Origin of the sequence: Sphingomonas sp. CFBP8993 (assembly GCF_034044895.1) — a bacterium.
Classification (GTDB): Bacteria; Pseudomonadota; Alphaproteobacteria; order Sphingomonadales; family Sphingomonadaceae; genus Sphingomonas.
Window position 1 is genome coordinate 614434 of sequence record NZ_JAXCWU010000002.1, and the last position, 18571, is coordinate 633004.

Annotated in this window: 16 protein-coding genes; 7 read left to right on the plus strand and 9 right to left on the minus strand. The window is 65.6% G+C overall.

Features of this window, described 5'->3' with window-relative positions; all coding sequences use genetic code 11:
• Positions 1-45 precede the first annotated feature (45 nt).
• From SOM26_RS06040 to SOM26_RS06050, 3 genes are read left to right on the plus strand one after another with little or no spacing between them, the layout of a single operon-like run.
• Positions 46-1254, plus strand: coding sequence for a trans-sulfuration enzyme family protein (locus SOM26_RS06040; RefSeq protein WP_320451813.1), 1209 nt, complete (start codon positions 46-48; stop codon positions 1252-1254).
• A complete protein-coding gene (gene apaG / locus SOM26_RS06045; protein ID WP_320451814.1) occupies positions 1251-1649 on the plus strand; it encodes a Co2+/Mg2+ efflux facilitator ApaG/CorD in 399 nt (132 codons plus the stop codon). Before SOM26_RS06040 ends, apaG begins: the two co-directional genes overlap by 4 nt.
• Positions 1646-2437, plus strand: a complete 792-nt coding sequence (locus SOM26_RS06050; RefSeq protein ID WP_320451815.1) for a LysR family transcriptional regulator — start codon at positions 1646-1648, stop codon at positions 2435-2437. Before apaG ends, SOM26_RS06050 begins: the two co-directional genes overlap by 4 nt.
• A 216-nt stretch (positions 2438-2653) precedes the next feature.
• Here the strand turns inward: SOM26_RS06050 and hslO are convergent, their stop codons facing one another.
• The 5 genes from hslO to parE all read right to left on the minus strand — a co-directional run bounded on the left by hslO (position 2654) and on the right by parE (position 9216).
• A complete protein-coding gene (gene hslO, locus SOM26_RS06055) occupies positions 2654-3568 on the minus strand; it encodes an Hsp33 family molecular chaperone HslO (protein WP_320451816.1) in 915 nt (304 codons plus the stop codon).
• Between the two features lie 118 nt (positions 3569-3686).
• The gene (gene argF, locus SOM26_RS06060; RefSeq protein WP_320451817.1) at positions 3687-4610 is read right to left on the minus strand and encodes an ornithine carbamoyltransferase; all 924 of its coding nucleotides are present in this window, start codon (positions 4608-4610) and stop codon (positions 3687-3689) included.
• A gap of 51 nt (positions 4611-4661) precedes the next feature.
• The gene (locus SOM26_RS06065; protein ID WP_320451818.1) at positions 4662-5852 is read right to left on the minus strand and encodes an aspartate aminotransferase family protein; all 1191 of its coding nucleotides are present in this window, start codon (positions 5850-5852) and stop codon (positions 4662-4664) included.
• Positions 5853-5969: 117 nt separating this feature from the next.
• Positions 5970-7124 carry a hypothetical protein gene (locus SOM26_RS06070; RefSeq protein WP_320451819.1) on the minus strand — a complete coding sequence of 385 codons (1155 nt, stop codon included), beginning with the start codon at positions 7122-7124 and terminating at the stop codon, positions 5970-5972.
• A gap of 112 nt (positions 7125-7236) precedes the next feature.
• On the minus strand, positions 7237-9216 hold the full coding sequence (parE, locus tag SOM26_RS06075; protein ID WP_320451820.1) for a DNA topoisomerase IV subunit B: 1980 nt from the start codon (positions 9214-9216) through the stop codon (positions 7237-7239).
• 152 nt (positions 9217-9368) lie between these two features.
• On the opposite strand from parE, the gene SOM26_RS06080 reads away from it, so the two are divergent.
• Positions 9369-10229 (plus strand): outer membrane protein, encoded by an 861-nt coding sequence (locus tag SOM26_RS06080; protein ID WP_320451821.1) that lies wholly within the window; start codon positions 9369-9371, stop codon positions 10227-10229.
• 195 nt (positions 10230-10424) lie between these two features.
• Here SOM26_RS06080 and SOM26_RS06085 read toward each other — a convergent pair whose 3' ends face one another.
• Positions 10425-11072, minus strand: a complete 648-nt coding sequence (locus SOM26_RS06085; RefSeq protein WP_320451822.1) for a GcrA family cell cycle regulator — start codon at positions 11070-11072, stop codon at positions 10425-10427.
• A gap of 87 nt (positions 11073-11159) precedes the next feature.
• On the opposite strand from SOM26_RS06085, the gene SOM26_RS06090 reads away from it, so the two are divergent.
• The 3 genes from SOM26_RS06090 to queE all read left to right on the plus strand — a co-directional run bounded on the left by SOM26_RS06090 (position 11160) and on the right by queE (position 13549).
• Complete coding sequence (locus SOM26_RS06090; RefSeq protein ID WP_320451823.1) at positions 11160-12011, plus strand: ABC transporter permease; 852 nt, start codon at positions 11160-11162, stop codon at positions 12009-12011.
• Positions 12012-12216: 205 nt separating this feature from the next.
• Positions 12217-12912 carry a 7-cyano-7-deazaguanine synthase QueC gene (gene queC / locus SOM26_RS06095; protein ID WP_320451824.1) on the plus strand — a complete coding sequence of 232 codons (696 nt, stop codon included), beginning with the start codon at positions 12217-12219 and terminating at the stop codon, positions 12910-12912.
• A 4-nt stretch (positions 12913-12916) separates the two neighbouring features.
• On the plus strand, positions 12917-13549 hold the full coding sequence (gene queE, locus SOM26_RS06100) for a 7-carboxy-7-deazaguanine synthase (RefSeq protein ID WP_320451825.1): 633 nt from the start codon (positions 12917-12919) through the stop codon (positions 13547-13549).
• A 131-nt stretch (positions 13550-13680) separates the two neighbouring features.
• Here queE and SOM26_RS06105 read toward each other — a convergent pair whose 3' ends face one another.
• From SOM26_RS06105 to SOM26_RS06115, 3 genes are all read right to left on the minus strand, one after another.
• On the minus strand, positions 13681-14478 hold the full coding sequence (locus SOM26_RS06105) for a LytR/AlgR family response regulator transcription factor (protein WP_320451826.1): 798 nt from the start codon (positions 14476-14478) through the stop codon (positions 13681-13683).
• Entirely contained in the window at positions 14475-15608 is a 1134-nt protein-coding gene (locus SOM26_RS06110; protein ID WP_414712024.1) for a sensor histidine kinase, read from the minus strand. The genes SOM26_RS06105 and SOM26_RS06110 overlap by 4 nt, the downstream gene beginning before the upstream one ends.
• Positions 15609-15740: 132 nt before the next feature.
• Entirely contained in the window at positions 15741-18500 is a 2760-nt protein-coding gene (locus SOM26_RS06115; protein WP_320451828.1) for a TonB-dependent receptor, read from the minus strand.
• Positions 18501-18571: the final 71 nt, after the last annotated feature.

The following is an 18571-nucleotide window of genomic DNA, read 5'->3' on the forward strand; positions in this document are numbered from 1 at the left end:
GGAATATCCTTGAACCCCGCCCCCCGGACCGGCAAATGAACGCGCATGAAGCGCAAGACTGGCCAGGACCGTTCGATCACTTCCCAATGGCGCCCCGCGACGCAGGCCGTGCGCGGCGGCACCGCGCGGTCGGAGTATGGCGAAACCTCCGAAGCACTCTTCCTGACCTCGGGCTATTGCTACGACCGGGCGGGCGATGCGGCGGCGCGGTTCGCGGGCGAGCAGGAGGGGATGACCTATTCCCGCCTGCAGAACCCGACCGTCGAGATGCTGGAACAGCGCATCGCCCTGCTGGAGGGGGCGGAGGCGTGCCGCACCATGGCGTCGGGCATGGCGGCGATGACCGCGGTGCTGCTCTGCCAGTTGCAGGCGGGTGACCATCTGGTCGGCGGGCGCGCGGCGTTCGGATCGTGCCGCTGGCTGACCGACACGCTGCTCCCCAAGTTCGGCATCGCCACCACGGTCGTCGACGCCCGCGACCCGCAGGCGTTCCTGGACGCGGTGAAGCCCGAGACGAAGGTCTTCTTCTTCGAGACGCCCGCCAACCCGACGATGGACGTCGCCGACCTGGAGGCGATCTGCGCCATCGCGCGCGAGCGTGGCATCACCACCGTCGTCGACAACGCTTTTGCGACGCCTGCGCTCCAGCGGCCGATGGATTTCGGCGCGGACGTGACCGCCTATTCCGCCACCAAGATGATGGACGGGCAGGGCCGCGTATTGGCGGGCGCGGTGTGCGGGACCGAGGATTTCATCAACAACACGCTGCTGCCCTTTACCCGCAACACCGGCCCGACGCTGTCCGCGTTCAACGCCTGGGTAGTGCTGAAGGGTCTGGAGACGCTGGACCTGCGTATCCATCGCCAGTCGGAATCGGCGCTGAAGGTCGCGACCTTCCTGGAGGGCCGCGTGCCGCGCGTCCTGTGCCCCGCGCTGCCCAGCCATCCGCAGCACGAACTCGCCATGCGCCAGATGAAGGCGGGTGGCAGCATCTTCGCGCTGGAACTGGACGGCGGGCGCGAACAGGCGCACGGCCTGCTCGACGCGCTGGAGCTGATCGATATCTCGAACAATATCGGCGACTCGCGCTCGCTGATGACGCACCCCGCCTCGACCACCCATGCCGGGGTCGCCGAGGAGAAGCGGATCGAGATGGGCATCGGCGAGGGGATGCTGCGCCTGAACATCGGACTGGAAGATCCCGACGACCTGATCGACGATCTCGATCAGGCCTTGCGCGTCGTGGGTCTGTGAAGGCGCTCTTTCCCCATGCGCTGACCAGCGGGCCGGTGACGATCCGCGTGTCGGTCAGCTATCTGCCCGAACAGTCCGAGCCGCAGCGCGGGCGCTGGTTCTGGGCCTATCATGTGCGCATCGAGAATGAGGGCGACCAGCCGGTGCAGTTGCTCACCCGCCGCTGGATCATCACCGATGGACGCGGCGCGCGCCATTCGGTCGAGGGCGAAGGCGTGGTCGGCGAGCAGCCGGTGATCCAGCCGGGCGCGTCCTACGACTATGTCTCGGGCTGTCCGCTGGCGACGACCAGCGGCGCGATGCAGGGCAGCTATCGCATGGTCGGCGCGGACGGCGTGACCTTCGACGCGGCCATCCCGCATTTCGCGCTGATCGCCCCGGCGGTGGAATCGTGAAGCGCACGCACCTGCCGCTCAACGGCCTGCGCGTGCTGGACGCCGCCGCGCGCCATCTGAGCTTCACGCGCGCCGCCGATGAGCTGGCGGTGACCCCGGCGGCGGTCGGGCAGCAGATTCGCGCGCTGGAGGATACGCTGGGCGTCGTCCTGTTCCGTCGCACGACGCGCGGGCTGGAACTGACCCCGGAAGCGGAGGCGGGGCTTGCCCCCTTGCGCGCAGGCTTCCTGCAGTTCGAGGATGCGGTGCGTGCCATGCAGGCGGGCCAGTCGTCCAAGTCGCTGACCATCGCTGCGCCACGCGACGTGACCGAGAAGTGGCTGATGCCGCGCTTGGCGGCGATCGCGGCGGGGGACCCCGATCTGCGCTTCTCGCTGATCGCATCGGACGAGGGGCTCGACTTTACCGAGGCCAATCTGGACCTGGCCATACGCTGGGGTGACGGGCCCGGCGGGCTGGAGGGTGAGGCGATCGAGTCGGATGGCATGATCCCGATCGGCGCGCCCGGCGGTTCTGGCGACGCACCCCTGATCGCCTGGCCGGGCGCGCCGGAGGAGGGCGCCCCGCTGGTCCGCGTCACCGATGCGGGCCTGGCGATCGACGCGGTCGCCGCCGGACTGGGCCGTGCCATCGTCCCGCAACTGCTTGCCGAACGCGATCTGGCCGAGGGGCGGGTGGTCGCCACCGGCGAGGCTGTGCCGTCGCGCATGGGGTACTGGCTGGTCGCCCCGCTGCCGCAATGGCGCCAGCAAAAGGTCAAGGCGCTGGTCGAGGCGCTGGGCGGGTAAGTCCATAATACATCCCGTATCCCGGCGCGGGCCGGGATCCAGTTGCACAGCGGCTGGGGGTGCTGGAGTGCGCCACGTGGGAGGCAAACGCGATCAGCAGGCGATGCCTGCCACGCGTCGATCCGCCCCATTTCGAACATTCCGAACCTAGACCCCGGCCTTTGCCGGGGAACAGGAACCGGTCCAGTCCGCCCCGTACCGGGGAGTATCTTACGGTCAGGCCACCGGTTCGGCGTCGAAGGGCACCGGGAATTTCTTCGCGCAGAACGCACAGTCGATCTGGATCAGGCCATCGGCATCCGCCATCTCGCGCCGTTCGTCGATCGAGAACTTGGTGATCACGCTGGCGATATAGTCGGCCGAGCAGCGGCACCCCCGCACGATGGCGGGCGATTCCGACACGCGAACATTCTGCTCCTCGTTGAACAGCCGCCACACCAGCGTCTCCAGCGGCAGTGCGGCGTCGGCCAGTTCCTCAACCTGCATCGTCTCGCCCAGCGCCTGGACATGCTCCCATTCGGGATGGTCGAGCTTGACGTGCAGTCGCTCGCGGCCTTCCTCGCCCTCGGGCAAATGCTGCAGGAACAGGCCGCCCGCGACCGTGCGACCGTCAGGCCCCTTGGCGATGCCGACGCGCAGCAGGCTGGGGATCTGTTCGGACTGGGTGAAATAGCTCTCGGCGGCGGCCGACAGCGTCTCGCCGTCCAGCGGCACGATGCCCTGATACCGCTCGCCCGTCACCGCCAGATCGAAGGTGATCGCCAGATAGCCCTGGCCGAACAGCGCAAACAGCGTCGGGTCGGCGGGCAACTCGGCCAGCCGGTCCTCGTCATACTGGATATAGCCGCGCAACTCGCCGCCGCGATAGTCGCAGACCAGCAGCCGGATCACGCCGCTGTCGCTGCGCGTCTGGATCGTCAGCTGGCCGTTGGTGTCCTTCAGCGTCGCGCCCATCAGCGCGGTCAGGGTCAGCGCCTCGGCCAGCAGCCGTTCGATCGCAGGCGGATAGGCATGCGACGTCAGGATCTCGTCCAGCACGGGCCCGAGCCGCACCATCCGTCCGCGCGCATGTTGCTGCGGGATGGTGAACGCGATCGCGCGGTCGAGGTCGGGCAGGGTGATGTCGGTCATGGTCGTGCCTCTACGCACCGGAGAGCGTCCGGGCGATGTGATGCCGGTGCGGCGGGGAAAAGAGAAAAGGCCGACGAACCCGCCGGCCTTTCCATAGATAGTATGGGGCGGGCCGCGATCAACCGATCTGGCCGAAGCACCAGCGCAGCACCGACTTCTGGGCGTGGAGCCGGTTCTCCGCCTCCGGCCAGATCAGTGACTGCGGGCCGTCGATCACGTCCGAGGTCACTTCCTCGTCGCGGTGCGCGGGCAGGCAGTGGAGGAACTTCGCATCCGGCTTGGCCAGCGCCATCAGCTCGGCATTGACCTGATAGGGCATCATCGCCGCCAGCTTTTCCTCGGCATGGGACTGGCCCATCGAGATCCAGGTGTCGGTCACGACGATGTCCGCGCCCTCGACCGCGGCGCGCGGATCGGTGGTGCAGGTCGCACGGCCCTGGCCCAACGCCAGCGTGGCCGCTTCGGGCTGATAGCCATCGGGGCAGGCGGCCACCACGTCGAAGCCGAGCAGCCCGCCCGCCTCGACGATCGAATGCAGCACATTGTTGCCGTCGCCCAGCCACGCGACCTTCAGGCCGGACAGGGTCTTGCCCGCCTCGATCACGGTCAGCAGGTCGGCCATGATCTGGCACGGATGCGACAGGTCGGTCAGGCCGTTGATGACCGGCACGCTGGCATAATGTGCCATTTCCTCGACCTTGGCATGGTCGTCGGTGCGGATCATGATCGCATCGGTATAGCCCGACAGGATGCGCGCGGTGTCGGCGATCGTCTCGCCGCGACCCAGTTGCATGGTGCCCGCATCGAGCACGATCGAGGTGCCGCCGAGCTGGCGGATCGCCATGTCGAAGCTGACACGGGTGCGGGTCGAGTTCTTCTCGAACACCATGGCGAGCGTGTGGCCGGCGAGCGGGGCGTCGGCATCGACGCGGCCCTTCGGAAAACCGGCGCGGGCAGTCTTGCGGGCTTGCGCATCCTGCAAAATGGCGGTCACACCCTCGGGACCGGCGTCGGCGAGGTTCAGGAAGTGGCGGATCGTCATGGGTCGGTACTCCGTCCCCCGGCGGACGGTGCCGCCGGGGTGGCAAAGATATCAATCGTCGGCAGCGGGCACGTAGACGCGCGCGGCGTCCGACAGCTTCGTCGCGAACTCGGTGATGTGGCTTTCGTCGATGACCAGCGGTGGCAGGATGCGGATGACGTTCTCGCCCGCCGCTACCAGCAGCAACCCGTGATGGTCGCGGCAATGCGCCACGAAACGACGGCTGTCGCTCTTCATCTTCAGGCCCTGCATCAGGCCGTGGCCGCGCACTTCCTCGAACAGATGGTCGAAGTTCGGGATCATCTGCTCCAGCGTCGAGCGCAGGCGCTGGCCCATCGCCTCGACATGCTCGAGGAAGCCCGGCTCCTGGATCACGTCGAGCACCGCTTCACCAGCGGCCATGCTCAGCGGGTTGCCGCCATAGGTCGAGCCATGCGTGCCCGCGACCATGCCCTTGGCCGCTTCCTCGGTCGCCAGGCATGCGCCCAGCGGGAAGCCGCCGCCGATCCCCTTGGCGACCGCCATGATGTCCGGCTTCACGCCGTACAGCTCATGCGCGAAGAACTTGCCGGTACGACCATAGCCGCACTGCACCTCGTCCAGCACCAGCAGCAGGCCATGCTCGTCGCACGCCTTGCGCAGGCCCTGCAGGAATTCCATGCTGGCCGGACGCAGGCCGCCTTCGCCCTGGATCGGCTCGACCAGGAAACCGGCGGTGTTCTCGTCGATCAGCGCCAGCGCGGCTTCCAGATCGTCGAACGGGGCATAGGCGAAGCCCGGCAGCAGCGGCTCGAACCCGTCGCGCATCTTGGGCTGGTTGGTCGCCGAGATCGCGCCCAGCGTCCGGCCATGGAACGCGTTGTTGAACGTGATCAGCGTGTGACGCTGCGGATTGCCATTGGCGAAGTGATAGCGGCGCGCGGTCTTGATCGCGCACTCGACCGCTTCGGCACCCGAATTGGTGAAGAACACCGTGTCGGCGAAGGTCGAATCGACCAGCCGCTGCGCGAAATGCTCGCCCTGCGGGCTGCCGTACAGGTTCGACACGTGCATCAGCGTCGCGGCCTGGTTCGCGATCGCCTCGACCAGCTTGGGGTGGCCATGGCCCAGCGCGTTGACCGCGATGCCCGCAGCAAAGTCCAGATATTGCTGGCCGTCTTCACCATAAAGGTAGACGCCCTCGCCTCGGACCGGACGCACCCCGCACCGTGGGTAGACGGGCATCAGGGCGGTGATGGTCACGGGGTGTCTCCTTCAAACAGCAAAGGGCGGCACAGTTGGCCGCCCTTCCTGATCATACGGGCTATTGCTCGCCGTCGTCAACGCATGGGGATGCACGCTGCCAATGCGCCGCGGCACCTATCGATCAGGAATGGCAGCCGTCAGATCGGTCGTGTTAATTTCACGGGTAGGCGAACGGCGGGGCATTCGTGAACCGGAGTCGGCGATGAGTGGAGATACGAAGCTGTACCGTTCCAGATGCAGCATTCCCCCGTCGCCGGCCTTGGCCCGGCGTGGTGTATACCGGCGTTCGGCCAGCGCCTTGGTTATGGCCTCGACCCAGATCGGACGGACTGTTTGGGTGACGGTTATCGGGGTAACGTCGGTGACGCGGCCGTCAGGCATGACGCGAAAGCTGATATCAGCATAGGCGGGCGCCTCTTCCCCGGCGGCAGAGCCGAAGGGCATCCGGCTGGTATCGATCATCGGGGCGTAGACAAGCATCTGCTGTCCATCGTCGCCCAATTCCATCTCAGGTGCCAGCCGCGCGGCGATCGATGCCCGGTCTTGCTCGGGTACAATCTGGATTTGCAGAGCACGAGCGGCATTGCGGAACGGCAGCATGTCCGATCCCTCCAACTTCATGATGCGCGTCACCGCCGCCATTGCACGATTGCGGTAGGGCGGCTGTTCGGCCGCGACCGCCGTCAACAAGATAGCCGACCGTAGATAGGCCATGCCGGTCGAGGCTTTCAGCCCCGCCTTCCCGGCCTCTCGCGCCACCCAGTCGTAATGCTGTAACGCTCCGTTGAGGCGTCCCTCGCGCGCCAGTTCGTCGCCGACCTCCAGTCGTTGAGCGAAAATGGCGGGCGAGGCGGCAGGAAGGCCGGCGCGGAGGGCATAGACCGCGTCCGCCGCATTGACGCGGGGGTTGATCGCAATGCCGTTCAACCGAGTGATCCGGCTCAACGCGCGGTGTAGTCTGGCGACATCATAGGGGAGAGAACTTGCCTGATTGGCGTTACGATGCCGTGCAGCCAGCAATGTTTTGCGACTGCCCTTATAGTCGCCGCTCATGAACTGGACTTCCGCATAAGCGAGCGATTTGGCGATGTCCTCCTTCGACGGACATTTCGTTGCCAGACACTTTTCAAGCGCTTCTCGAGTAGAGGGCAAGCTTTTGCCGGTCACCACGACCGTGGCATCCATCTCGGCCGGTTGATTCGGCTGCAATTCGGGGCGGGGCGGGGGAGGCGGCGATTGTACTTGAAGGGTAAAAGCCAGCAAAAGCATAAGGACAGTCCCCTGCGACCTATGTCATCATGAAAGAGTGGCGTGACTTGAAATGCCGGATGGGAAAGCGAAGATCCTTTCAAACTTTAATCTTGTTTGCAAGTCTCCAGCCTCAAGCGTCGATCACCTCTTCGTCCAGCCGCGCCGCATTTTCCTGGATGAAGGCGAAGCGGTGGGCCGGGTTGTTGCCCATCAGCCGATCGACCAGGTCCTTCACGCCCGCACGCTCCTCATATTCCTGGGGCAGGGTGATGCGGATCAGGCTGCGGCTGGCGGGGTCCATGGTGGTTTCGCGCAGCTGGCCGGGGTTCATCTCGCCCAGGCCCTTGAAGCGCGCGACGTCGACCTTCTTACCCTTGAACGCCGTGCGCTCCAGCTGGGCGCGGTGGGCGTCGTCGCGGGCGTAGAGCGACTTGGCGCCGACCGTCAGGCGATAGAGCGGCGGCTGGGCCAGATACAGGTGCCCGCGACGGACAAGGTCGGGCATTTCCTGGAAGAAGAAGGTCATCAGCAGCGTGGCGATATGCGCGCCGTCGACATCGGCGTCGGTCATGATGACGATCTTTTCGTAGCGCAGCTGGGTCGGGTCGCAATCCTTGCGCGTGCCGCAACCCATGGCCAGGGTCAGGTCGGCGATTTCCTGGTTCTGGAGGATCTTGGCCGAGGTCGCCGAGGCCACGTTCAGGATCTTGCCACGGATGGGCAGGATCGCCTGCGTCTTGCGGTCGCGCGCCTGCTTGGCCGAGCCGCCCGCCGAGTCGCCCTCGACGATGAACAGCTCGGTGCCTTCCGGGCTGTCAGCCGAACAGTCGGTCAGCTTGCCGGGCAAGCGCAGCTTGCGCGCGGAAGTCGCGGTCTTGCGCTTGACCTCGCGCTCGGCCTTGCGACGCAGCCGCTCGTCCATCCGGTCGAGCACATAGCCGAGCAACGCCTTGCCGCGATCCATGTTCGCCGACAGATAATGGTCGAAATGGTCGCGCACCGCCTTTTCGACCAGGCCCGCTGCCTCCGGGCTGGTCAGTCGATCCTTGGTCTGGCTCTGGAATTGCGGTTCGCGGATGAAGACCGAGAGCATCAATTCGGAGCCGACCATGACGTCGTCGGCGGTGATATCCTTGGCCTTTTTCTGGTTCACCAGCTCGCCGAACGCGCGCAGGCCGCGCACGAGCGCCTGGCGCAGGCCCTGTTCATGGGTGCCGCCATCGGGGGTCGGGATGGTGTTGCAATACCAGCTATAGCTGCCGTCGCTCCAGAGCGGCCATGCGACCGCCCATTCGACGCGGCCCTGCTCGCCGGGGAAATCCTGGTTGCCGGAGAAGAAATCGGCGGTGGCGCATTCCCGGCCGCCGATCTGTTCCTTGAGATGGTCGGCCAGGCCGCCGGGAAACTGGAAGACCGCGTCCGCCGGCGTGTCGTCGGTGATCAGCTCGGGCGCGCAGTGCCAGCGTATCTCGACGCCCGCGAACAGATAGGCCTTGGAGCGGACCAGCTTGTGCAGCCGCGTGGGCTTGAAGTTCAGCTCGGGCCCGAAAATCTCGGTGTCGGGGGTGAAGGCCACGCTGGTGCCGCGCCGGTTGGGGGCCGCACCGACCGTCTCCAGCGCGCCCAGCGTTTGGCCTCGCGCGAAACGCTGGCGATAGAGGATACGCTCCCGCGCCACCTCGACCACCGTGTCCGACGACAGCGCGTTGACCACCGAGATGCCGACGCCGTGCAGACCGCCGGAAGTCGCATAGGCCTTGCCGGTGAACTTGCCGCCCGAGTGGAGCGTCGACAGGATCACCTCCAGCGCCGACTTGTCCGGGAATTTGGGATGCGGATCGACCGGAATGCCGCGCCCATTATCGACGATGGTCAGGCGGTTGCCCGGCTCCAGCTTGACCTCGATCCGGTTGGCATGGCCCGCCACCGCTTCGTCCATGGCGTTGTCGAGGACTTCGGCCGCCAGATGGTGGAGCGCGCGCTCGTCGGTGCCGCCGATATACATGCCCGGGCGGCGACGCACCGGCTCCAGCCCCTCCAGCACCTCGATCGAGGAGGCGTCATAGGCGGGTTGGGGACGGGCACCGCCCGCGAACAGATCATTGGACATAACGGGAACTATAGGCGGTGCAGGACGCTTGCGCCAGCGCCCTGGCGCGTTGCGCAAATGCAACAAAGCTTTGCCGATATTCTAACGTGGGATATTTTCACCGACCCGGACCGTTACCGCGATACCTTTATGCCAAGGGTACGGGAGTGATAATGATGAAATTCTGGATGGCGGGGGCCATGGCCTCGGCGTTGATCGCCGCGCCTGCGATGGCGCAGGACAGCAGCTATGCCGGCGAGGACGCTGCGCCTTTCTCCGGCGTCTATGTCGGCGGCAGCTTCGGCTATGACGTGCAGCCCAACGATGTCGGCTCGCGGTTCCTGTTCGACCGCAACCTCGACGGCCGCTTCGGCGACGTGGTGACGACCTCGACCGGTGCCAACGCCTTCTCGCCGGGCTTCTGCAACGGTCGTGCGCGCAGCACCCTGTCGCCGCAGAACGCCGCGACGGGCTGTGACAACGACAAGGACGGCATCGCCTATTATGGCCGCGTCGGCATCGACCATCAGGCGGGCAACATCGTGTACGGTGCGGTCGGCGAGTTCGGTAAGTCGGAAATCACCGACAGCGTCTCGGCCTTCTCGACCACCCCGGCCTGGTACACCTTCACGCGCAGCATCGACTGGGAAGCCTCGGTCCGTGGTCGCCTGGGCTATGCGGCGAACAACACGCTGTTCTACGGCACGTTCGGCGGCGGCTATGCCCGCATCAACCGTGAGTTCGCGACCTCGAACGGCGCCAACGCCTTTGCTCTCAGCGGCAAGCGCAACCAGTTCGGTTTGCTTGGCGGCGGCGGTATCGAACAGAAGATCGGGCGCAACTTCTCGATCGGCATGGAATATATGTACCACCAGTATCAGGACGACGACACGCGCGTCCGCGTGACTCAGGGTTCGGCGCCCGCGACGAACCCGTTCGTGCTGGCCCCCAACACGGCCGGTACGGATCTCCGTCGCTCGGACGACAAGTTCCGCTGGCATTCGCTGCGCGCGACGGCGGCGTTCCGCTTCTGATGCGAGCCGCGCCCCGTCGCTTGAGGAAAGCGGCGGGGCGGGCGCTTCGACTTCGCTCAGAGTGAACGGCGGCGGCGCCTCATGGCTCGCCCTCCGTCCGGCCCGAGCGACGTCGAAGAGCACGGCATGACGCCAGCCACGAAAAAGCCCGCCGGTTACGAAACCGGCGGGCTTTTTTGATTCGTCCGAACCCGATCAGCGAACGCGCGGGCCGCCGAAGGGCAGGGGCGGCGGCGGACGGCGGTCGCGGCGCGGCAGCTGTGCCTGATAGGCATGGCCGCAATGCGCGACGCAGTACGGGAAGCCCGGATTGACCTTGTCGCCACAGAAGTGGAAGTCCGGCTCACCCGGATGGCCGATCGGCCACTTGCAGATGCGATCGTTCAGCTCGAGCAGCGAGGTCTTGCCCGCCATCTCGGGGCTGGGCTTGGCCGGGACCAGGCGACGCGGCGGGGCGGGCGAGGGCGGCGGCTGCTGCTCGCCGGGCGACTGGCGGACAAAGCCGCCAGGGCCGACCGAGCGCAGGATCGGCTGCGGCTCGCGCACCGGTGCGGCTTCGACTTCGGCTTCCGGTTCGTCCTCGACCTCGGGCTCGGCGCGAATCGGTTCGGGCTCCGGTTCCGGCGCGGGAGGGGGCGGCGGCGCGGCGACGACCGGCTCGGCGGCGGGGGCAGGCTCGCTGGCCTTTACCGGCGACGGGCGCGCCTGAAGGCCCAGGCGGTGCGCCTTGCCGATCACCGCATTGCGGCTGACCCCGCCCAGTGCTTCGGCGATCTGGCTGGCGGTCTGTCCCGCCTCCCACATCGTCCTGAGCGTATCGATCCGCTCATCGGTCCACGACATTCGAAACCTTTCCTTACTTCATCATCGCAACCGCCGATCATCGTACCGGGTTGCGGGCGGCCACGGCAACGGTTACGCGCTATGGCGATGAGCAGCCAGCCCCCTATCGGCGAAATTCCCTCGGCGGTGCGTGCCGCCCCCGGTGAGCCCGTAATCCGGAACATCAACTGGGGCGGCCTCAAGACCCTCTATATCAAGGAGGTGCGCCGGTTCTTCAAGGTGCAGCTCCAGACGATCTGGGCTCCGTCGGTCACGACGCTGCTTTATCTCATCATTTTCACCACCGCGCTGGGTGGCCGCCATGCCGTCCCGGTCGCGGGCGCGCAGGTGCCGTTCGCCGATTTCATCGCGCCGGGCCTGATCGTCATGGGCATGATGAACAATGCCTTTGCGAACGCCAGCTTCTCGCTGCTGGTCGGCAAGATCCAGGGCACGATCGTCGACTACCTCATGCCGCCGCTGTCGACCGCCGAGTTGCTGGCCGCGCTGGTCGGCGGAGCGGTGACGCGCGCGGTGCTGGTCGGGGTGACCGTCTGGGCGGCGATGGCGATCTGGCCGGGCGTGCATGTGACGCCGCATGCGCTGTTCGCGGTGCTGTGGTTCGGCCTGCTGGGTTCGATCTTCCTGGCGTTGCTGGGCGTGCTGACCTCGATCTGGGCGGAGAAGTTCGATCACGCCGCGGCCGTCACCAATTTCGTGGTCGTGCCGCTGTCGCTGCTGTCGGGCACCTTCTATTCGGTCGACGGCCTGGCCCCGGCCTTCCGCGCGATCAGTCACGCCAACCCGTTCTTCTACGTCATTTCGGGCTTTCGTTACGGCTTTCTGGGCCTGGCCGACTCGCCGGTGACGCTGGGCGGGTTCGTCGTGCTGGGCATCGACATCGCCATGGCCGTCCTCTGCTATGTCCTGCTGCGCAAGGGCTGGAAGCTGAAGAACTGAAACGGATCAGGTTTTTCCGGTTTTTTAACCGAACCGCTGCTAAGGCGGGTTTCTGCTTTCAGTAGCGGAAATCTCCCTCGTCCGGGTCATCAGCATGCCCGGCCAGGTCCTTGGCGGGGCTGATCTTTCGGCCCCGCCGTTTCTTACCCTGCCATAACCCCGGCATTGCAACGGCGCGCCAATGGGCGTAGCGATCGCGCCCATCATGACATCTTCTGCTCCCATGGCGGTCGTGCTCGTTTCGGGCGGGCTGGACTCGATGATTTCCGCTGCTTCGGCCAAGGCCGCCGGCTATCGCGTGCTCGCGCTGTCGGTCGATTATAACCAGCGGCACAAGGTCGAGCTCGCCGCCGCCGCGCGCGTCGCCGAGTCGCTGGGCGCCGAGCGCCACATCGTCCTGCCGATCGACCTGTCCGCGTTCGGTGGATCCGCGCTGACCGCCGATATCGACGTGCCCAAGGACGGCGTCCAGCCGGGCATTCCCGTCACCTATGTCCCCGCCCGCAATACGATCTTCCTCAGCCTGGCGCTGGGCTGGGCCGAGGCGGCGGGCGCGCGGGACCTGTTCATCGGGGTCAATGCGCTCGACTATTCGGGCTATCCCGACTGCCGCCCCGAGTTCATCGCCGCCTTTGAGGGGCTGGCCGAGATCGCGACCAAGGCGGGCGTCGAGGGGCAGCCGTTCAAGATCCACGCGCCGCTCCAGCACATGACCAAGGCCGACATCGTGCGCGAAGGCACGCGGCTGGGCGTCGACATGGGGCTGAGCTGGTCCTGCTACGACCCGACGCCTGAGGGGCTGCACTGTGGCGAATGCGACAGCTGCCGCCTGCGCTCCAAGGGGTTCGAGGAAGCGGGTATCCCCGATCCGACCGCCTATGCGGTCAAGCCGCAGGACTGAGGCGGTGAGCTACGCCGTCAAGGAGATGTTCCTGACCCTTCAGGGTGAGGGCGTGCAGGCCGGGCGGCGCGCGGTGTTCGTGCGCTTCGCCGGATGCAACCTGTGGTCGGGGCGCGAGCAGGACCGGGCGAACGCGATCTGCCGTTTCTGCGACACCGATTTCGTCGGAGTCGACGGCCTGGGCGGCGGGCGTTTTGCCGATGCAGGCGCGCTGGTCGCGGCGGTCGAGGGTTTCTGGGGCGGATCGCGGGACGAGCGTTTCGTCGTGCTGACCGGGGGCGAGCCGATGCTCCAGGTCGACGATGCGCTGGTCGATGCGCTCCATGCGGCGGGCTTCTTCATCGCGATTGAGAGCAACGGCACGATCGCGGCGCATCCGCGCATCGACTGGGTGTGCATCAGCCCCAAGGCGGGATCGGACGTCGTCCAGCGTTCGGGCCAGGAATTGAAGCTGGTCTGGCCCCAGGCGGGGATCGATCCCGCCGAGGTCGAGAACTGGGATTTCGCGAATCACCTGCTTCAGCCGCTCGACGATCCGCAGGCGGAGGCGCATCGCGAGGCGTGTATCGCCATGGTGATGGAGCGGCCGCGCTGGCGGCTGACGCTCCAAACGCACAAGATGCTGGGGTTGCGGTAAACTCCCTTCCTCCCCTGCAAGGGGAGGTGGCAGGCCGTTAGGCCTGACGGAGGGGTGTCCTGCTCTCGATAGGGTGACACCCCTCCACCAGCTTCGCTGGTCCCCCTCCCCTTAAAGGGGAGGAACATTTCTCAGTGAACGAACCGCGCCACCACGTCGCGGTAGCTGCGCGAAACCTTCACCTGCGCCCCCGATTCGAGCAGCAGGAAACATTCGCCGTTGGTGTGCGGCTTGACTTGCTTGACCAGGTCGAGATTGACGATGGTCGAGCGGTGCACCCGCTGGAACCGACGCGGATCGAGCCGCTTTTCCAGGTCCTTCATCGTCTCGCGCAGCACCAGCGAGTTGTCGCCGGTGTTGATGACCATGTAATCGCCCGCCGCCTCGATCATTTCGATCGTGTCGACATCGACGCGGAAGATCTGGCCGCGGTCCTTGATGTTGATCAGCTTCTCGAACCGGCTCGACGCCACTTCGCCGCCCTCGCTCAGGTCCGTGACCGCGTCGGGAGCGTGTTCGGCGAGCACTTCCTTCAGCTTCTCGACCTCGCCCGCGCCGCGCTTCTCGTTCAGGCGCTGGCGCACGCGGTCCAGCGTATCGGCCAGGCGCGCTTCCTCGACTGGCTTCATCAGGTAATCGACCGCCTGCGCCTCGAACGCGCGCAGGGCATGGTCGGAATAGGCGGTGACGAAGACGAACAACGGTGGTTCGACCTCCATCAGGCCCTGGATCACCGAGAAACCGTCGAAACCCGGCATCTGGATGTCGAGGAAGACGAGGTCGGGCTTGTGCGTCTTGATCGCGCGGATCGCCTCGCGCCCGTTCGAGCAACGCTCGATAATCTCGACGTCGTCGTGCGCCTGGAGACGGATCTCCAGTCCCTGGATCGCCAGGGGCTCGTCGTCGACGAGGATGGTGCGGATGGTCATGCGGCCTCTCTGTTCACATTCTCAAGCTGGAAGGGGATCTCGATCTCGACCGAGAATCCGCCAGCCGGCGCGGAGCGGGATTCGAAACGATGGTCCGGGCCATAGGCCTGGGCCAGCCGTTCGCGGATATTGGACAGTCCAACGCCGGTCGAAACGCTTGAGGAATGACGGATTTCGTGCAAGCCGGGGCCGGTGTCGGATACGGCGATCCGCACCCGTTGCCCGACCAGTCGCACATCGACCCGAATTTCCGCGCCTTCTTCCTGTGGCGTGACGGCGTATTTGATAGCGTTCTCGACCAGCGGTTGCAGCAGCAGCGAGGGCAGGCGCGCCCGCTCGGCCCGCGGGTCGATCTCGAAACTGGGACGCAGGCGATCTTCGAAGCGCATCTTTTCGATTTCGAGATAGAGTTTCAGTGTTTCAACCTCTTGCGCCACGGTCACATGCGCCGTGGGCTCATTCGCCAGCGTGTAGCGCAGGAAGGCTGACAGCCGGCTTAACATCGCGTTCGCCCGCTCGGTCTGTTTCAGCAGCACCAGCGTCGAGATCGAGTTCAGCGTGTTGAACAGGAAATGCGGGTTCAGCTGATAGCGCAACATCGCCAGTTGCGCGGTCGACGCCTGGAGCTCCAGCGCGCGCATCTCGTCGATCTGGCTCTCGACGATCAGATAATAGTTGATCGCGAAGTACAGCGCCGACCAGCCCGCCAGCACCTCGAAGGTGATGAACAGGTTGCCGAGCAGCAGCGAGACGGTGACCCCCGGCTGGGTCGTGGTGATGAACGAGAAGGAAAAGGCGTTGAGCGCGGCATAGAGGAAGGTCGCGGCGGCCAGCGTCGCCAGCGTCAGGAACACCCCCATCAGCCGCGGCAGCCGCCGGTAATAGCCGTACAGCGTCGAGAGCAGCAGGGTGATGCAGTAACCCAGGATCGCCTCGATGATGATCGGGATGATCTTCTCGAGCGAAAAGCCGTTGGACACGCCCACCACCGAGCGCTGGACCAGATAGCCCGACCAGCCGACCGCCTGCAGCGTCCAGAAGGCACGGGCCTTGTTCTCGAAAAACGGCCGGACCGAGGGTTTGTCGGTGGCGGCGGAGGACGCGTACGGGGTCGCGACGGGCGAATGCATGGCCATGGCCGGGCGACACCTACACGGCCTGAGGGGGAAGGGCAAAGTCTGCGAAAGGGCAAAAAGAAAGGACCGCCCTTCCCAAAGGAAGGGCGGCCCCGAACCGATCCGGCGTGAAAGCCGGGGCGAATCTTAGAACTGGGTGTTCAGCGACACGATCAGCGCGCGCGGCGAACCGATCTGCACGAACGGCAGCGACGAGACGACATTGGCCGTCTGCCCCGCCTGACCCATGCCGCCGACATAGAAGGTGTTGAACACGTTCTGCAGGTTCACCTGGATATAGGTCTTGTTGGTGCCGATGCCAGTCCAGCCGAGCGCGATCCGCGCGTCCAGATCGACGGTCGTGTAGCCCGGCGCATAGGCGCCGTAGGTCTGGTACTGAATGCCGCGCGTGCCGGTAAACGACGCAGGCACGTTGCTGACCGTCGGGCAGACACTGTTGATCAGCGCCACGGTGCAGGCGAACTGCGGCAGGTTCTGGTCGTTCAGGTAACGACGACCGGTCCGCTTGGCCTGGATGCCGAGATCGACGGGGCCGAGCGTCGCCTGAGCGCGACCACCGAAGGTGTAGACCGGTGCACCCGACTCCCGCTTGCCAGCAGTCAGCGCATAAACCGGGGCACCGGGGCCCGAGCAGTTCGAGGTGGTGTTCGCGGCGGTCAGCGTGGTCGGGCAGCGACCCAGCACGACGTCGTTCTTGATTTCCGACTTCAGGTACGAACCGAAGACGTAGAGCATGACGTCGTCGACCGGACGATAGGCGATCGAGCCATCGATGCCGTACTTATCGACGCGGCCCAAGTTGCGATAGATCGTCTGCTGCGTGTCGACGTCATAGGCCGAGGCCAGACGGTTGCTGAACTTGGTGTACCAGAGGCCCAGCTGCGCCTGAATGCGGCTGGTGGTGTAGCGGGCGCCCAGGTCGAAGTTGTCCGAGAATTCGGGCTTCGGATTGGCCGCCTCGGTGTTCGCCGGATAGTATAGCGTCTGGTAAAGATTGTCGGTGCCCGGAACCTGGAAACCACGCGAGTAATTCGCGAAGACCGAGGCATTGCTGTCGAGGCGATAGGTGAAGCCCGCGCTCGGCAGGACGCGGTTGTAGCGCAGGACGCGCTGCTGCGGCGCCGCAAAGCCGGTCACCGTGTTGGTGGTGGCGTTGTACGAATACGGGTTCGCGGCCGCATAGGCGGCGTTGGCCGCATCGTTGCCACGACCCAGGCAGTCGACATTGCCGCTGCCCGAGGTGACGAAGCAGAAGTTGTTCAGGTCGCGCTTGAACCACGGTGCGCGGATGCCCGCCTGGATGGTCAGCGTGTCGTCGAAGAACTTGCCGGTATATTCGCCCGACAGCTGATCCAGGATCGCGAACGACTGGCGGTCACGCTTCTGGACCACCGAGCCGTTGACGGCGAGGATCGGGTTGTTGACCGGGAAGACGTCGAACGGCCGGCCGTTCAGCTGGAGATAGCCCAGCTCGCCGGTCTGACGGTGACGCGCATATTCGTGCGTGTAGGCGACACGGATCGTCTGGCCACGCGCGATGTCGTAGCGCAGCGACGAGATGAGGCCGTAGCGGCGCGTAACCGTCTGGCTGGGGGCGAGCAGGGTGACGCCGCCATTGGTCGTGGTGCTGCCGACGGTGGTGGTGCGATCGAGCACGTCGCCGTCACCGTTCAGGTCGCGGCCAAAATAATAGTTGTTACCGATGAAGCCGTAGAAGGTCTGGCCGTTGCGGGCGGTAAAGGCGCCTTCCTGGCCGCGCACCGTGCCGCCGCCATTGGCCTTGGTGTACTGGAAATACGGGTCGGCCGACAGGACGAGGTTATCGGCGAGCGTGAAGCGCGAGTTGACGCGGATGTTGGCGGTGTTCGACGGGTTGTAACGCTCGTCGAAGGTGGTGCCGCAGCTGTTGGGCACGTCGTTGACGCCCGCATTGGCCGTAGCGATCTGGCAGCGTGCGACCGAATAGGGCAGCTCGTCGCGGCTGTTGGGGAAGCGGTTGCTCGACCCGGTGCCGGCGGTGCGGATCGCGCCGACGTTCAGGACCGGGGGATTCGCGGCCGACGTGCCGGTACCTGTTACGTTGCTGTATACATTGGTGTCGTTGCGCAGCGGGGCTGAGCCGAAGAAGTTGTTGCGCAGCTGATTGTAGTGGCCCGACACGGCGATGAAGTCGCCGTTGCTGCCGACCGGCTGATAGACCTTGGCGTTATACTGCTGCTTGTCGATCTTGCCGAAGTTGTTGAACACCACGTCGTTGGTGGCGTTGCTGCCCGCGATCCAGGCCTTGGTGCCCCAGGGGGTGAAGACGCCGGTGTTCACCACGCCGAATACGCGGAAGAAGCTGTAGTCGCCGACCGAGCCGACCATGCGCGCACCGAAATTGTCGGTCGGGATCAGGCTGCGATAATTGACGGTCGAACCGGTCGCGCCGGGGGTGGGCGAGTCCACGTCGGTGGTGCCCAGGTTGACGTTGACCTGCTCGATCAGTTCGGGGTCAAGCTGCTGGTTCGAGTAGATCGCATAGTTGCCGGTGTCGTTCAGCGGAATGCCGTCGAAGGTCTGGCTGATGCGGGTCGAGTCGAAGCCGCGGATGGTCAGCGTGCCGCCGGCCGAACCGAACGGGTCGTTGTTCTGGAAGCTGACGCCCGGCAGGTTGTTGATGATTTCGTTGACGCTCTGGCCCGGGGTCTGGCGGCTGATGAACTGCTGCGTCAGCACCGCCTTGTTGCGGGTGGTGTCGACGGTCTTGACGCCGCCCACGCTGTCATTGCGATTGCCGGTGACGACGACTTCTTCGGCATCCACCGAGCCGGTCGACTGCGCCGACGCTGCGGCCGGAATGGCGAGCGCAACGACGGCCGCGCCCAGGAAAAGCGAATTACGCATAAATCAAAGGTCCCCTTTTCGCGCGCGAAGCGGCGCGGTCCGGCCGTTTTTCGGCTCGGTTGAGCGTGCCC

Bases quoted from the DNA above. Each gene is read 5' to 3' on its own strand.
- SOM26_RS06040 (WP_320451813.1), top strand. From the start codon at position 46: ATGAAGCGCAAGACTGGCCAGGACCGTTCGATCACTTCCCAATGGCGC.
- hslO (WP_320451816.1), bottom strand. From the start codon at position 3,568: ATGACCGACATCACCCTGCCCGACCTCGACCGCGCGATCGCGTTCACC.
- argF (WP_320451817.1), bottom strand. From the start codon at position 4,610: ATGACGATCCGCCACTTCCTGAACCTCGCCGACGCCGGTCCCGAGGGT.
- SOM26_RS06070 (WP_320451819.1), bottom strand. From the start codon at position 7,124: ATGCTTTTGCTGGCTTTTACCCTTCAAGTACAATCGCCGCCTCCCCCG.
- parE (WP_320451820.1), bottom strand. From the start codon at position 9,216: ATGTCCAATGATCTGTTCGCGGGCGGTGCCCGTCCCCAACCCGCCTAT.
- SOM26_RS06080 (WP_320451821.1), top strand. From the start codon at position 9,369: ATGATGAAATTCTGGATGGCGGGGGCCATGGCCTCGGCGTTGATCGCC.
- SOM26_RS06085 (WP_320451822.1), bottom strand. From the start codon at position 11,072: ATGTCGTGGACCGATGAGCGGATCGATACGCTCAGGACGATGTGGGAG.
- SOM26_RS06090 (WP_320451823.1), top strand. From the start codon at position 11,160: ATGAGCAGCCAGCCCCCTATCGGCGAAATTCCCTCGGCGGTGCGTGCC.
- queC (WP_320451824.1), top strand. From the start codon at position 12,217: ATGACATCTTCTGCTCCCATGGCGGTCGTGCTCGTTTCGGGCGGGCTG.
- SOM26_RS06105 (WP_320451826.1), bottom strand. From the start codon at position 14,478: ATGACCATCCGCACCATCCTCGTCGACGACGAGCCCCTGGCGATCCAG.
- SOM26_RS06110 (WP_414712024.1), bottom strand. From the start codon at position 15,608: ATGCATTCGCCCGTCGCGACCCCGTACGCGTCCTCCGCCGCCACCGAC.
- SOM26_RS06115 (WP_320451828.1), bottom strand. From the start codon at position 18,500: ATGCGTAATTCGCTTTTCCTGGGCGCGGCCGTCGTTGCGCTCGCCATT.